Raw genomic sequence first — 13,606 nt, forward strand, 5'->3', positions numbered from 1 at the left:
CGGCAGGGAGGAAGTCAGATGTCCATGAGAAGCAGGATCCGACGGGGTGCGTTCGTCGGGGTCGCGGCGGCCGGGGCCGTCGTGCTCGGCGCGGCCCCCGCGATGGCCCACCACTGTTACGTGCCGATGTACTCGCTCGGCGGCCCGACGTCGGCCAACTGGCTCGTCTTCAGCGCCGAGGACGGCGCGGCCATCGTCGCCGGGTACGAGGCGGGGTGCGACGAGGCGGTCGACGCGGGCTACGCGGCGCTGCGGGCCGCAGGCATGCCCGTCGGCATCAAGATCTTCGAGAAGATGACGATCGGCCACCCCAAGGAGTCCGGCGGCAGCCAGAACCCCAACGGTGCGAACGGCGTCGGGCTCGAGTACTTCGGCGCCGGCTCGACCCTCGCCGACGACATGGTCATGACGTGGATCGAGGGCGCGGAGTCGGTCGACTGCTGAGGGTGAGGCTAGGCGTCGGCCGCGGCGACAGGGGGTCACGGCCGACGCCTCCCCACCTGAGAGTTCCGTGAGGAGGGAGCCGGCGGGTTCGGCGAAACCGCTGGCCAGAGGCCTGCCGCCTCTCTACGGTCGGTCCATGGGGTCAGGGGACCACGTGATGGGGCTCGTCGTCGACGTCCTCCGCGGCATGGCACGGGCGGAGGGGGCGATGGCGCGCGTCGACGCGCTGCTCGAGGTGGTCGGCGAGGCCGTCGGCGCCGAGCTCGCCCTCCTCCTGCTCGTCGACTCCTGCAGCGGTGTGGTCCGGGTCGTGGGGCCGCGGCTGCCGGAGGGCATCGACGCGGCGCTGGGGCGCGAGATGGAGCTGACGGGGCAGGGCGACCCGCTGCTCGCCCCCGTGGGCCACGGCGACCTGTCCGCCCGGACCGCGTCCCGGGCGTTCGGCGCGCGAGCCTGGGAGACCTCGAGCCGCCGGGCGGCCTGCCTGCGGGTGTGCGGGGTCGACCAGGTGGCCACCTTGCCCGTGGCCGGTGGGGACGACATCGCCGTGGCGATGTTCGGCCGGCGCGGTGCCGACTTCACCGAGGGCGACCTCCGGCGCCTCGACGCGATCCGGCCCGTCGCCGCCGACCTCGTGATGCTCGCCGGCATCACCGCCCCGCGCGGCCAGGAGGAACGGCCGCACCTCACCGTGCGCGAGACCGAGGTCCTCGCCCTGCTGGCCAGGGGGTACACCTGCTCGCGGATCGCGCGGACGGTGGGGGCGTCGCCGCGCACGGTGGAGGTCCACCTCGGACGCATCTACGCCAAGCTCGGGGTCCGTGACCGCCTCTCGGCCGTCCTCGCCGCCTACGACCTCGCCCTCATCCCGCCGCGGGACAGCCGGGAGACCACGGCGGCCGGATGACGGCCCCGGCTCGCCGGTCGGGCTCAGACGACCAGGCCGAGGAGGAGGACGAACACCAGCCCCGAGACCGAGAGCAGGGTCTCCATCACCGACCAGGACTTGATCGTCTGGCCGACGCTGAGGCCGAAGTACTCCTTGACGAGCCAGAAGCCGGCGTCGTTGACGTGGCTGAAGAACACCGAGCCCGCACCGATCGCGAGCACGAGGAGCGAGACCTCGGTGGCCGGCATCCCGGCGGCGAGCGGGGCGAGGATCCCCGACGCGGTGACCGTGGCGACGGTCGCCGAGCCGGTGGCGAGCCGGATGAGCACCGCGACGATCCACGCGAGGAGCAGCACCGAGATGCCGCTGCTCTGCACCCAGTCGGCGACGAGCCTGCCGATCCCGGTGTCGACGAGGGTCTGCTTGAACCCGCCACCCGCGGCCACGATGAGGAGGATGCCGGCGATCGGCGGGAGCGAGGTCTCGAGGGACCTCGCGAGCTCCTTCATCCCCATGCCCGCGCCGCGGCCCAGGGTCGCCATGCCGACGAGGACGGCGATGAGGAGGGCCACGAGCGGGGTGCCGAGGAAGTCGAGCGCCGTGCGGACCGCGTTCTCCTCGGTCAGGAAGATGTCGGCGAGCGCCTTGCCCATCATGAGGACGACGGGGGTGAGGACGGCGAAGAGGGTGGTGCCGAACGAGGGTCGCTGCGCGCGGGCCTCACCGTGCTCGAGGTCGGTGGAGAACAGCTCGGGCGCGGGGACGTCGACCCAGCGCCCCGCGAACCTCGCGAACAGGGGACCCGAGACCGCGATGGTCGGCAGCGCGACGAGGACGCCGAGGCCGAGGGTGATGCCGAGGTTGGCCTTGAGGGCGTCGATGGCGACGAGCGGGCCGGGGTGCGGGGGCACCAGCCCGTGCATCGCCGAGAGGCCGGCGAGGGCGGGGATGCCGACCTTGACGATGGAGATGCCGCTGCGGCGGGAGACGAGGAAGATCACCGGCATCAGCAGGACGAGGCCGATCTCGAAGAACATCGGCAGTCCGATGAGCGCACCGACGACGGCCATCGCCCACGGCAGCGTCCGCTCCGAGGAGCGGCCGATGAGGGTGTCGACGATCTCGTCGGCGCCACCGGAGTCGGCGAGGAGCTTGCCGAACATCGCGCCGAGGGCGATGAGGGTGCCGACGCCGGCGGCGGTCGAGCCGAAGCCCTTGGTGAACGAGTCGACGACGTCGCCCATCGCGACGCCGGCGACGGCACCGACGGTCAGCGAGCCGAGGGTGAGGCCGAGGAAGGGGTGGATCTTGAAGCGCGTGATGAGGACGACGATGACGGCGATGCCGAGGAGGGCGGCGGGGATGAGGCGCGCCGCGGGGATGTCGGGGATCTCCGCGTCCGCGGCGCCGAGCGCCGGGAACAGCAGCGAGGAGATGTCAGTGGTCATGCGGGGGAACCGCCCTTCGTGACGAGGATCTGGAGGGACTGCTCGACGAGGTCGTCGACGGGGGCGCTGACGTCGAGGGCGGCGCCCTCCTCGTCGGCCTGGAGGTGCTCGAGCGTGGCGAACTGGCTGTCGATGAGGGCCGCGGGCATGAAGTGGCCGGGCCGGCCGGCGACGCGCGCGGCGAGGGTGTCGCGGTCCCCGTGGAGGTGGAGGAAGACCGTGTGCGTCGCGTGCTCGCGGAGCAGGTCGCGGTAGCTGCGCTTGAGGGCCGAGCAGGCGACGACTCCCCCGTGCCGGGCGTGCTCGCCCAGCCACGTGGCGATGGTCCGCAGCCAGGGCTCGCGGTCGTCGTCGGTGAGGGGGACGCCGGCCGACATCTTGGCGATGTTCTCCGGCGGGTGGAAGTCGTCGGCGTCGGCGAAGGGGACCCGGAGCCGCTGGGCGAGCGCAGCACCCACGGCGGTCTTGCCGGATCCGGACACCCCCATCATCACGACGAGGGGCGGGTGGTCAGTGGTGGGCATCTGCGCGACTCCTTTGTCGGCTTCGGTCTCGGCATCGAGAGGTCGGTCGCTGACCAGAGTGGAGCATTAAATCCGATTTATCAAGACCTTGTTACAAGAAAGTCTCATCATTGACTGCTGGGGCCCCGATACGTCCGCATCTGGCACGCTGGGCCCATGGCGACCACGGACCGGGCCGGGAGGCGCGCGGCCTCCCCCGCTGCCGACCGGCACGGCGAGGTCCTCGACGTGCTCGGGGCCGAGATCGTGTCCGGCGCCGTCCCGGAGGGGTCGGTGCTGCGGATCGACCGCCTCGACGAACGGTTCGGGGTGTCGCGCTCGGTGGTCCGCGAGGCCGTGCGGGTCCTGTCGTCGATGGGTCTGGTCGAGACGCGGCGCCGGGTGGGCGTCCTCGTGCGTCCGCGCGCGCAGTGGCACGTGTTCGACCCGCGGATCATCCGGTGGCGGCTGGACTCCCCCGGACGCGAGGAGCAGCTGCTCTCCCTCGGCGAGCTGCGGCAGGGCTTCGAGCCGGTGGCCGCCGGGCTCGCCGCGGGGCGCGCGACGCGTGAGCAGTGCGCCCGGATGGCCGCGGCGGTCATGGAGATGCAGGTCCACGCCAAGGCCCGGGACCTCGAGGCCTACCTCGAGGCGGACCAGGACTTCCACGCGACGATGCTCGAGGCGTCGGGCAACGAGATGCTCGCGGCGCTGGCCGGCGTCGTGGGCGAGGTGCTCGCGGGACGGACCCACCACGACCTCATGCCCTCACGGCCGAACCCGGAGGCGATCCGCCTGCACTCCGAGGTCGCCCAGGCCATCGGCGCGGGCGACGCCGCGGCGGCCACGGCCGCGATGGCGGCGATCATCGACGAGGCGAGCGCAGCCGTGCGCGAGGCTGGCTCGGGCAGCTGAACCTCGGACTTCCGCAGCGCCCTTCGCCTCCTCGGGGTCGGCTCAGGGGATGACGAGGTCGGCGCGGGCCTCGGAGCGCACCGAGATCGTGACGCTGACGCCGAGAGCGCGCAGCACCCCTCCGACGAGCGGCAGGCGAGCCTCGCCGGTGAGCCCGACGACGGCCGTGGCCCCGTCGGGCGTGCCCGTCTCCGGGCCCAGCCGCCATGCGGTCACACCGCCGGGACGCGGGCGGCTGCCGACGTACTCGGCCGCCCGCTCCCGGACCGAGTCGTTGCTGAGCGGGACCGACTGCCCGACCCCCTCGCGGTACGCGGAGGCGTCGAGCGCGTTCGCCGCGGTGAGCGCCGCCCCGTCGGCGACGTCGAGCAGCCGCATCCGCGCGAGGTGGGCCGACGTGATGGCGATCGTCCCGGCGACGAGCACGGCCGCAACCATCGTCAGCCCCAGGATGAGGACGCTGATCGACCCCCGCTCGTCCGGCGCTCCTTCCACGGGTCGACGGTCGGCCGCCCTCACGGGGCACCCCTGAACCGGTCGACCGTCGAGAGGTGGCTCGCGGACACGGGGATGGACAGCGGGACGACGTCACGGACGAAGGAGGGCACCAGCGGCAGGGGGACCCGGACGGTGGCCGTCGTCTCGACCAGGCCGTCAGGGCGCAGGCAGGGCGACCCGTCGCAGACGAGGTCCAGCGCTCCGACGTCCTCGAACGCGTGGTCGAGGAAGGCGACCCGGGCGGCCGCCTCGGCGCGGGTGGGCGCCCTCTCCGCGGACTCGCTCGTGACGAAGGCCCGTCCCGCCTCTCGTGCGGCGTGGCTGACGGCGTACGACCCCGCCTGGAGCCGCGCCATCGTCATCACGAGGTAGACGAGCGGGACGAGCATGAGGACGCCGAGGACGACGAACTCGACGAGGGCGCTTCCGGACTCGTCGCGGGTCAGGCGGTCCGGGCGGCCGGTCACTGGGACTCCAGGAAGGCCCGACCGACGACGTCGAGGCTCTCGTCGGGACCGAGGAGCCCGATGACCGGGATGGGCGCGACGACCCGGACCTCGAGGACGCGGACCCCGCCGACGAGGGCCTCCCGCGTCGTCACCGACCGCGCGTAGCGGGCCGAGAGCGACTCGGTGACGAGCGTCTGGGTGCGTGAGACCGCCTGTCCCGGAAGGGCATCGGCCCGGGCCCCGAGGCGGGCGCCCTCGGACGCGCACGAGATCAGGGTGTTGCGTGCGTGCAGGGCGAGCCCGAGCTGGACGACCATGAGGAACAGCACGAGGACGAGGACCGACACCATCGCGAAGTCCGCGATGGCCGCCCCCCGCTCGTCGCGCCGGCCCGACACGCGGGCCTCAGTTGCGCACGGAGGCGAGTGCCTCGCGGAACAGCGCCACCAGCTGGTCCTGGGCGACCACCCACAGGACGGACACCAGGCCCGCGGTCATCAGGGTGATGAGCACCCAGCCGGGAACGTCCCCGCGTTCCCGGCGCCGTCCTCCCTCGCCGGTGAGGCGGAGGACGGCGGCATGGAGCCTGAGCGCGAGTCGGGTGGTCATCGGTCGGTCCTTTCCTGCGATGTCAGAGCGTGAAGCGGAAGAAGGTGAAACCGGGGAAGACGGCGAAGAGGATCGTCACGGGGAGGATGAGGAACACGACCGGGACCATCATCGCGATCTCCTTCCTGCCCCCCGCCTCCATGAGGGCCCGGCGCCCCTCCTCGCGGACGTCCTGCGCCTGGGCCCGGAGCACGTCGGCCAGGGGCGTGCCGCGCTCGACGGCGATGACGACCCCGTCGACGAAGCGCCGCAGGCTCGGCAGGCCGGTGCGGTCGGCGAGGCCGGAGAGAGCGGTGGGGAGGTTGGCACCGGCGCGCGCGTCGGCGAGGCACCGGCGCAGCTCTCCAGCGAGCTCGCCCCTCGACAGCCGGCAGACCCGGTCGAGGGCGCCGACGGCTCCCTCCCCCGCACCGACGGCGAGAGCGAGCAGCTCGGCGATGGTGGGGAACTCGATGAGCATGCGCGCCTCCCGGCGAGCCGCGCGGCGGGACAGGAGGTAGTCGGCGCCGGTGACCCCCAGCCCCGCGCCGACGACCGTGAGGACGACGACCGGGAACGGCCCCGCTCCCCGGAGGACCACCGACGCCGTCCCGACGGCGGCCCCGGCGACCGCGCCGACGACGCCCCACACGACCTGCTCGGCGCGGAAGCGGTCGACGTCCGCGGGGAGCCCGGCGCGCAGCTGCCGGCGGCGGACCGAGTCGGCTCCACCGAGGACCCTCTCGACCACGGCCCCGAGGTCGCGCAGCACCGGCCCGGCGAGGAGCCCGATCGCCCCACCGACCGGGCGGTCGTCCTCGAGGAGCCGGGACGGGCGCGGGGTGTCGCGCAGGTAGGGCAGGACCCGACCGGCCAGGCGCTGGCGCCGGTGGCGCGGCAGGCCGGCCCAGGCGAGCGCGAGCCCCAGACCGAGGACGAAGCCGAGGATCGCCCCCTGACGGGCGAGCGAGGTCATCGCAGGACCCGTTCGTCCTCGGGCAGCCGCCCGATCCGCACCATGGCCCAGTACGCCGCGGCGGTCACGGCGGCACCCGCCGCGAGGACGACGACGCCCGGTCCCGTCGAGTACGCCCTGACCGACTCGGGGTTCGTCGAGAGCATGGCAAGGACGACCCAGGGGGCCGCGACCGCCAGCCGCGCCGCGTTGACCGTCCACGACTGCCGGGTCTCGAGCTCGGCTCGCGTGCGGGCGTCCTCGCGGAGGAAGCCGGACAGGGTCCGCAGGAGGTGGCCGAGGTCGGTGCCGCCGACCTCGCGGGCGATCCGCAGGCTCTCGACGAGGCGGTCGCCCACCGGGTCGCTGAGGCGTTCCTTCAGCCGGTCGAGCGAGTCGTGGAAGCGCCCCGTGAGCCGGTAGTCGTCGGCGAAGGCGACGAAGGGTTCGCGCAGCTCCTCCGGACCGCGGAGGCCGAGCTGCGCGAGGGCCTCCGGGAGGGCCATGCCGGCACGGACCCCGGACGTGATGTTGTCGACCGCGTCGGGCCAGAGGTCACGCAGGAGCGCCCGTCGCCGTCTGGCCCGACGTCGGACGAGCGCGACCGGCAGCGCGCCGGCCATCAGCGCGAAGCACGCCGCGATCGGGAGGACCCCGACCGTCGCCTGGACGACCGCCAGGACGAGCAGCACGGACACGACGCAGAGGACGAGCAGGGAGCGCACCGACAGCCCCGCGAACCCGGCCTGGACCAGCTCGTCCCTGAGGCGGTCGACCGGCCCGGCCCGGCGCGCCGGGTCCTGCGCCGCCGGCGTGGGGACCCAGCAGCTCCACCACAGGAGGAACAGGCCGGTGCCGAGGGTGAGCCCCAGACCGACGCCCGTCACGGCCCGCCCCCGTGGGCGAGGAGCGCCGACAGGTCGAAACCGGCTCGCACGAAGCGATCCTCGTGCGGGGGGAACCCGTCGGCACGCCGCAGCTCCCCCTCACGACGGACGAAGAGGTCGGCGATCTCGACGACGTCACCCTCGACCCGGCCGGGCACGGCGGCGATCTCGCGGACCACCCGCCGTCCGTCGCGTTCGAGGGAGGCGTGCACGACGAGGTCGATCGACGCCGCCACGGTCGGGACCACGAAGCGAGCCGACACGTTCTCACCCGCGAGCAGCGGCAGCGTGCACATCTTCGTCACGGCCTCGCGCGCACTGTTCGCGTGGATGGTGCACATCCCGGGCAGCCCGGAGTTCAGCGCGATGAGGAGGTCGAGGCTCTCGGCCTGGCGGACCTCGCCCACGATGATCCGGCTGGGGCGCATCCGCAGCGCCTCCTTGACGAGGCGGCGGAGCGGAACCTCACCGGTGCCCTCGAGCGACGGCTGGCGGCACTGCAGCGAGGCGACGTCGCGGTGCGGGATGCGCAGCTCGAAGACCTCCTCGCAGGTGACGATCCGCTCGCGGGGCGGTACCGATGCCGCGAGGCAATTGAGGAGGGTCGTCTTGCCCGCCTGGGTCCCTCCGGCCACGAGGACGTTCAGCCCTGCCGCGACGGCCGCCTCGAGGAAGCGGCCGGCCTGGCGGGTCAGGGTGCCGAGCCGGACGAGGTCGTCCATCGAGTCGGCACGCACGACGAACTTGCGGACGTTGACGTACCAGTGCTCGCGGGTGATGTCGGGGATGACGACGTGGAGGCGGCTGCCGTCGGGGAGGACGGCGTCGACGAACGGTGAGCTGAGGTCGACGCGACGACCCGACGACTTGAGCATGCGCTCGACGAGGTCGCGGACCTCGTCGTGGCTGAGCAGGGTGTTGGTGAGCTCGGCCACCCCGTTGCGGGCGACGAAGACACGGCTCGGCTCGTTGACCCAGATCTCCTCGATCGTCGGGTCGTCGAGGTACTGCTGCAGGGGCCCGAACCCGGCGACGGTGTCCCACACCGCGCGCGAGGCGGCATCGAGGTCGGACAGGACAGGCAGCCCGCCGTGCATCGAGCGCTCGTCGTAGTCGGTGACGGCGTCGCGGACGAGGGCGCGCACGGCCCCCTCGTCGCGTGCCGGGTCCAGCCCCGAGCGGCGGATGAGCTCGCGCACCTCCCCCTCCAGCGTGCGGACGGCGTCCACGAATGCCTCCTCCCCGACGACCGTGGCCCCCTGCCGCAGTCGCTCTGGTGCCCAGCGAACCGCAGCTCGCCGCGGCGCGCACGTCGAGCCACGGCACCTGTGGACAACCGGCGACCACTGGGTCGGGTGTGGATGACGAGGCGGTGTGCACGCCGCCCCTGTGGAAAACCGCGCGGTGGTGTCGCAGGACCTCCCTACGGTGTCGGTCCATGGAGCTCACCCTCACCGTCCACGTGCCGCGACGCCGGGCCCTGCCGGTCGACGTCGTCGTGCGCTGGGCGGGTGCGCAGACCGCGGCCGCGCTCGGTACCGCCCTGGGCGAGCACCTCGGTCACCCCGTGCCGACCCTGCTCTCGGGCGGGCGGGCCGTGCCGCCGGACGCGCTGGTCGGACATCCACCGCTCCTCCACGGCTCGTCGGTCGTGGTCGGGGCCGCCGGCGCGTCCTCGGTCGCACCCCCGGGGGCACGGCCCGACGGTCCGGTGCTCGAGCTCGTCGCGGTCGGCGGGCCGGATGCCGGCCGGTCGCGCGAGCTCGTCCCACCCGGTCTCGTCGTGGGCCGGTCCGTGCCGCACGGCTTCTCCCTCGACGACGACGCCCTCAGCCGCCGACACGCAGAGGTGCGGGTCGACGCATCCGGCGTCGTCGTGGCCGATGCCGGCTCGACGAACGGCGTGCTCGTCGACGGGCGACCCCTCGTCGAGCCGAGCCCCGTCGACTCCGGGTCGACCCTCGTCCTCGGCGCATCCACCCTGCGCCTCCGGCGGCGACCCGGCGCCGGTCTGCCGACGACGGTCACGGGCGACGGTCGCCTCGTCCTCCGGCCGGTCGCCGGCCGGGCGGAGGACGACTCCGAGGTCGTGGTCGAGGCGCCACGCCCGCCAGGCGAGCGCCACCGTCCGCGCATCCCGTGGCTCGCCGCGCTCCTCCCGGTCCCCGTCGCCGCGGTGATGGCGGTCGTGTTCGGTCCGCAGCTGCTGGCCTTCGCGCTGCTCGGGCCGGTGCTGATGCTGGGGACCGCCCTCGGTGACCGGCTCGGCTCCGGTCGCAGCCACCGGCGGGCGGTCGCCGAGCACGTGGTGGCGACGGCCGCGGCACGCGGACGGCTGGACCGGCTCGTGGCCGAGGAGGTCGTGCGGCTCGACCACGACCGCCCTGATGCGGCGGCCCTGCTGCGGCGTGCCGAGCTGCGCCTGCCGGGGCTGTGGGCCCGCTCCGACCTGCGCGTCCGCGTGGGGCACGGGGAGGTGGCGACCCGGGTGGTCTGGACCGACGGGACGACACGCGAACGCGGGCGCGCAGGGCGCGGACCCGTCGTCGTCGACGTGAGCGGTGGCCTGGCCGTGGTGGGGCCCCCTGAGATGACGCGTGGCGTCCTCGCATCGGTCGTCGGGCAGCTCGCCGTGCAGTGTCCGCCGTCACGGCTGCGGCTCGACGTCGCCGACGACGAGGACCCGGCGTGGCGGTGGGTCGCACGCCTGCCGCACGCCGGGCAGCCACCGGTGCCCGGGTCCCGGTGTACCGCGAGCGGGGCCGAGGGGCCCTCCGGGGCCCCACCCGGCGTCCACCCGCTCGGCGCCGGGGCCGATGACGAGGTGCGCCGCGTCCTCGTGGTGCCGTCGCTGGGCCCGGTCGCGACCGACCTGGTGTCCGCAGCAGCCGAGGCGGGCTGGGTCGTCCTCCTCGGGGCGGCGGATGCCGAGCTGGTCGGCGCCGTCGGGGTCGTCGTCGACGCCCAGCAGGGCACGGTCGGCGACCGCGCCGGACGCCGGCCCCTGGTCGTGGACCGGGTCGGTCCGTGGTGGGCCGAGCGGGTGTCCAGGGCGCTCGCGCCGCTCGTCGAGGACCGGGCCGATGACGACCGCGCCCTCCCCGGGCGCGTGGCGCTGTCCGCGCCGTTCGACGGGAGCGACCCGGGCCCGGACCTCGTCGCTGGGCGGTGGAGCCGTTCCGACGGACGCCCCCGGGCGGTCGTCGGTCGCACCGCCGACGGCCCGTTCTCCGTCGACCTCGTCACCGACGGGCCGCACGTCCTCGTCGGAGGGACGACCGGCTCCGGGAAGTCCGAGTTCCTCCGCACCCTCGTGGTGTCGCTCGCCGCGACCCTTCCGCCCGAGGACCTCGCGCTGGTCCTCGTCGACTTCAAGGGCGGAGCCGCGTTCGGCGCGTGCGCGGACCTGCCCCACGTCGTCGGGCTCGTCACCGACCTCGACGCACTCCTCGTCGAGCGGGCCCTGTCCTCCCTCGATGCCGAGCTCCGCCGCCGCGAGCGCCTCTTCGCCGTCGTGGGGGCCGCCGACCTCGAGGCCTACCGTCGGGCGTCCGGCCGACCCGAACCCCTGCCCCGGCTCGTCGTGGTCGTCGACGAGCTCAAGGCCCTCGTCGACGAGGTCCCTCGCTTCGTCGACGGGCTGGTCCGACTCGCGGCCCTCGGGCGGTCCCTCGGCATCCACCTCGTCCTCGCTACGCAGCGACCCTCCGGCGCGCTGTCGCCGGCGGTGCAGGCGAACGTCAACCTGCGCATCGCCTTCCGTGTCCGCGACCGTTCCGACTCGGTCGACGTCGTCGAGGACCCAGCCGCTGCGGCGATCCATCCGGGGGTGCCGGGGCGGGCGGTTGCCCGCGGGGGCGACGGAATCCTCGTCGCGTTCCAGGCCGCTCTCGTGGCCGACCCCGGTCAGGAGGTGCTCCCGTCCCTGCGAGTCGTCCCGAGCGGGGGCTGCCCCGGCACCGTCGACGTCGAGGTACCGCGGACCACGGAGGGGTCCCGGGACGCAGCCCTCGACCGCCTCGTCGCTGCCCTCGACGAGGCGGCGCGGGCGACGGGCCGGCCTCGTCCCCGCAGCCCGTGGCTCGCACCACTACCCGACGTCTTCGACCCCCATGACCCCGATGCCCCGTCCGGTGCCGACGGATGCCCGCCGGTCCGCGCCGGGCTCGTCGACGAGCCGGACCGGCAGCGGACGACGTCCCTCGGCCCGGAGGACGGCTCCGTGACCTGGCTCCTGTCCGGCGGCCCGGGGAGCGGACGAACCACCGCCACCCGGGCACTCGCCCTCGCCGCCGCCTCCCGTGCCGCGCCGGCCGACCTCCACCTCCACGTCATCGCGGCCGGCGGCGCGCTCGCCGACCTCGCGGGCCTCCCGCACTGCGGCTGCGCGATGGCCCTGACCGATCGGAGGGCCGTGCGGGCACTCATCGGGTACCTGTCCACCCTCGTCGCGCGGCGCCGGTCGTCGGCCTCGCCCGACGGCGCGAACGGACACGGGGGGCCGACGGTGTTCGTCCTCGTCGACGGCTGGGAACAGCTCGTCGAGGCCACGGCGGGGCCGTGGGGCGACAGCGACGCCGACGCCCTGCTCACGGTGCTGCGGGACGGCGCCTCGGTCGGGGTCCGCGGCATCGTCACCGGAGGACGCGCCCTCCTCCAGCCCAACTGGTCGGCCCTCGGGGCGACGACGGTCGTGCTGGGGCGGGTCGACCCCCTCGACGCCGCCCTCACCGGGCTCCGTGCCGGCCCCCTCCCGGTCGACCCACCGCGAGGACGCGGCGTGAGGGTGGGCGACTCCAGGCAGGTCCACTTCGCCCACGCCACCGCGGCCACGACCGCTCAGGTCGCCGCAGCCCGGCCCGCCCAGGCGGACACCACCGGCGGACGGGCGCCCTGGCGGTACCTCCCGCTCCCCGAGTCGGTGACCCGCCCGGCTCGCCGTCGGCCGTCCAGCGAGGGGAACGGCGACACTGCCGTCACGGGCAGGTCGCTCGGCCTCGGGCTGCGCGCCGTTGCGGACGGGGGCGCCGCCTCGTGGCGGTGGGTGCCCGAGCGCGACGGGCCCCGGCTCCTCGTCGCCGGCCCTCCCCGGTCCGGACGGACGACGACCCTCCGCAGTCTCGCCGAGGCGGTGCTCGACTCCGGCCACCCGGCCGTCCTCGTGTCGCGCGCCACGCGCGGGCAGGCCGACGACGTGACCGCGAGACTCCGGGTCGTGACTCCGGACGAGGTCGAGGAGTTCGTCGCGCTGCGCCGCGGCCACCCCGACCTCGCGGTCCTCGTCGACGACGCGGAGCTCCTCGACGACGCGCCCCTGCTCCCCCTGCTCCGCGAGCACGCCACGCTCCTCGGCCGCGACCCCGGGCTGCTCGTCGTCGCCACGAGCAGCGACGGCCTCGCGTCACGCTTCCGTGGCCTCGACGTCGAGGTCGCGCGGCACCGGTTCGCCCTGCTGCTCATGCCCTCGGCGAGCGACGGAGCGGCCCTCGGTCAGCCACGACTGCCGGACGTGCTGCCGGTTCCCGGCCGAGGGCTGGTCGTCGGGGGCGGAACCCCTCCGAGGGAGGTGCAGGTCTACCAGCCGCGCGGGTCGGTGGCCTCAGGCACCGTCGACCTCGGGGCCCCGGTCGGCGACCCCCTTCGCGGAGAGCGCGACGAGCGCGGTCGTCAGGGCGAGGGCGATGAGGCCCCAGCCCAGGAGGCGCAGCCCGCCCTGGATCATGCCGCCACCGACCGGGAAGAGCAGGACACTCCACACGATCGTCGGGGTCTTCGGCCAGGCACCGTCGCCCAGCCAGCCGCGGGCCAGCACCCCGAGGGCGACGCCGAACGCGGCGATGAGGAGGGCCGACATCGCGACCCGGGTCGGGTCGCTGCCCTCCCCCACGGCGAGCTCGTAGAGGTAGAAGGCTGCGAACCCGAGGAGGGTCAGCGCCTGAGCCCCGACGAGGACGGCGGCGACGCGGCGGGGGCCGCGTGAGATCTCCTCGGACACGCGGTCAGCCTAACGACGGGGGAGGTCGGAGCGCC

The 13,606-nt window shown here is 74.6% G+C and carries 13 protein-coding genes; 4 read left to right on the forward strand and 9 right to left on the reverse strand.

Annotation, left to right across the window (positions count from 1 at the left end; translation table 11 throughout):
• Positions 1-18: 18 nt before the first annotated feature.
• Both ACK8HX_RS14390 and ACK8HX_RS14395 read left to right on the forward strand, forming a co-directional pair.
• Positions 19-444: a hypothetical protein gene (locus ACK8HX_RS14390; RefSeq protein WP_411941410.1), complete on the forward strand. Its 426-nt coding sequence runs from the start codon at positions 19-21 to the stop codon at positions 442-444.
• 136 nt (positions 445-580) lie between these two features.
• On the forward strand, positions 581-1,351 hold the full coding sequence (locus tag ACK8HX_RS14395; RefSeq protein WP_411941411.1) for a helix-turn-helix transcriptional regulator: 771 nt from the start codon (positions 581-583) through the stop codon (positions 1,349-1,351).
• A gap of 23 nt (positions 1,352-1,374) precedes the next feature.
• Here ACK8HX_RS14395 and ACK8HX_RS14400 read toward each other — a convergent pair whose 3' ends face one another.
• Together ACK8HX_RS14400 and ACK8HX_RS14405 are read right to left on the reverse strand one after the other, a co-directional pair.
• Positions 1,375-2,781, reverse strand: coding sequence for a GntP family permease (locus ACK8HX_RS14400; RefSeq protein WP_411941412.1), 1,407 nt, complete (start codon positions 2,779-2,781; stop codon positions 1,375-1,377).
• Positions 2,778-3,305 carry a gluconokinase gene (locus ACK8HX_RS14405; protein WP_411941413.1) on the reverse strand — a complete coding sequence of 176 codons (528 nt, stop codon included), beginning with the start codon at positions 3,303-3,305 and terminating at the stop codon, positions 2,778-2,780. The genes ACK8HX_RS14400 and ACK8HX_RS14405 overlap by 4 nt, the downstream gene beginning before the upstream one ends.
• 156 nt (positions 3,306-3,461) lie before the next feature.
• On the opposite strand from ACK8HX_RS14405, the gene ACK8HX_RS14410 reads away from it, so the two are divergent.
• Positions 3,462-4,199 (forward strand): FadR/GntR family transcriptional regulator, encoded by a 738-nt coding sequence (locus ACK8HX_RS14410; RefSeq protein ID WP_411941414.1) that lies wholly within the window; start codon positions 3,462-3,464, stop codon positions 4,197-4,199.
• A 42-nt stretch (positions 4,200-4,241) separates the two neighbouring features.
• Here the strand turns inward: ACK8HX_RS14410 and ACK8HX_RS14415 are convergent, their stop codons facing one another.
• Genes ACK8HX_RS14415 through ACK8HX_RS14445 form a run of 7 tightly spaced genes read right to left on the reverse strand, consistent with a single transcriptional unit; the run spans position 4,242 to position 8,805 of the window.
• A complete protein-coding gene (locus ACK8HX_RS14415) occupies positions 4,242-4,694 on the reverse strand; it encodes a pilus assembly protein TadG-related protein (protein ID WP_411941415.1) in 453 nt (150 codons plus the stop codon).
• 20 nt (positions 4,695-4,714) lie between these two features.
• Positions 4,715-5,164: a TadE/TadG family type IV pilus assembly protein gene (locus ACK8HX_RS14420; protein ID WP_411941416.1), complete on the reverse strand. Its 450-nt coding sequence runs from the start codon at positions 5,162-5,164 to the stop codon at positions 4,715-4,717.
• A complete protein-coding gene (locus ACK8HX_RS14425; RefSeq protein ID WP_411941417.1) occupies positions 5,161-5,544 on the reverse strand; it encodes a TadE/TadG family type IV pilus assembly protein in 384 nt (127 codons plus the stop codon). The genes ACK8HX_RS14420 and ACK8HX_RS14425 overlap by 4 nt, the downstream gene beginning before the upstream one ends.
• Before the next feature lie 7 nt (positions 5,545-5,551).
• Positions 5,552-5,755 (reverse strand): hypothetical protein, encoded by a 204-nt coding sequence (locus ACK8HX_RS14430; RefSeq protein ID WP_411941418.1) that lies wholly within the window; start codon positions 5,753-5,755, stop codon positions 5,552-5,554.
• A gap of 22 nt (positions 5,756-5,777) precedes the next feature.
• Complete coding sequence (locus ACK8HX_RS14435) at positions 5,778-6,710, reverse strand: type II secretion system F family protein (protein WP_411941419.1); 933 nt, start codon at positions 6,708-6,710, stop codon at positions 5,778-5,780.
• Positions 6,707-7,576 (reverse strand): type II secretion system F family protein, encoded by an 870-nt coding sequence (locus ACK8HX_RS14440; RefSeq protein ID WP_411941420.1) that lies wholly within the window; start codon positions 7,574-7,576, stop codon positions 6,707-6,709. The genes ACK8HX_RS14435 and ACK8HX_RS14440 overlap by 4 nt, the downstream gene beginning before the upstream one ends.
• On the reverse strand, positions 7,573-8,805 hold the full coding sequence (locus tag ACK8HX_RS14445) for a CpaF family protein (protein ID WP_411941421.1): 1,233 nt from the start codon (positions 8,803-8,805) through the stop codon (positions 7,573-7,575). Before ACK8HX_RS14445 ends, ACK8HX_RS14440 begins: the two co-directional genes overlap by 4 nt.
• Before the next feature lie 209 nt (positions 8,806-9,014).
• On the opposite strand from ACK8HX_RS14445, the gene ACK8HX_RS14450 reads away from it, so the two are divergent.
• The gene (locus tag ACK8HX_RS14450) at positions 9,015-13,556 is read left to right on the forward strand and encodes an FtsK/SpoIIIE domain-containing protein (RefSeq protein WP_411941422.1); all 4,542 of its coding nucleotides are present in this window, start codon (positions 9,015-9,017) and stop codon (positions 13,554-13,556) included.
• Positions 13,557-13,606: the final 50 nt, after the last annotated feature.

It is taken from the genome of Oryzobacter faecalis, from assembly GCF_046764005.1.
In the GTDB taxonomy this organism is placed as follows: Bacteria; Actinomycetota; Actinomycetes; order Actinomycetales; family Dermatophilaceae; genus Oryzobacter; species Oryzobacter faecalis.

Excerpts from the sequence above, each read along its gene's own strand:
- ACK8HX_RS14390 (WP_411941410.1), top strand. The coding sequence starts at position 19 with ATGTCCATGAGAAGCAGGATCCGACGGGGTGCGTTCGTCGGGGTCGCG.
- ACK8HX_RS14395 (WP_411941411.1), top strand. The coding sequence starts at position 581 with ATGGGGTCAGGGGACCACGTGATGGGGCTCGTCGTCGACGTCCTCCGC.
- ACK8HX_RS14435 (WP_411941419.1), bottom strand. The coding sequence starts at position 6,710 with ATGACCTCGCTCGCCCGTCAGGGGGCGATCCTCGGCTTCGTCCTCGGT.
- ACK8HX_RS14430 (WP_411941418.1), bottom strand. The coding sequence starts at position 5,755 with ATGACCACCCGACTCGCGCTCAGGCTCCATGCCGCCGTCCTCCGCCTC.
- ACK8HX_RS14450 (WP_411941422.1), top strand. The coding sequence starts at position 9,015 with ATGGAGCTCACCCTCACCGTCCACGTGCCGCGACGCCGGGCCCTGCCG.
- ACK8HX_RS14400 (WP_411941412.1), bottom strand. The coding sequence starts at position 2,781 with ATGACCACTGACATCTCCTCGCTGCTGTTCCCGGCGCTCGGCGCCGCG.
- ACK8HX_RS14410 (WP_411941414.1), top strand. The coding sequence starts at position 3,462 with ATGGCGACCACGGACCGGGCCGGGAGGCGCGCGGCCTCCCCCGCTGCC.
- ACK8HX_RS14405 (WP_411941413.1), bottom strand. The coding sequence starts at position 3,305 with ATGCCCACCACTGACCACCCGCCCCTCGTCGTGATGATGGGGGTGTCC.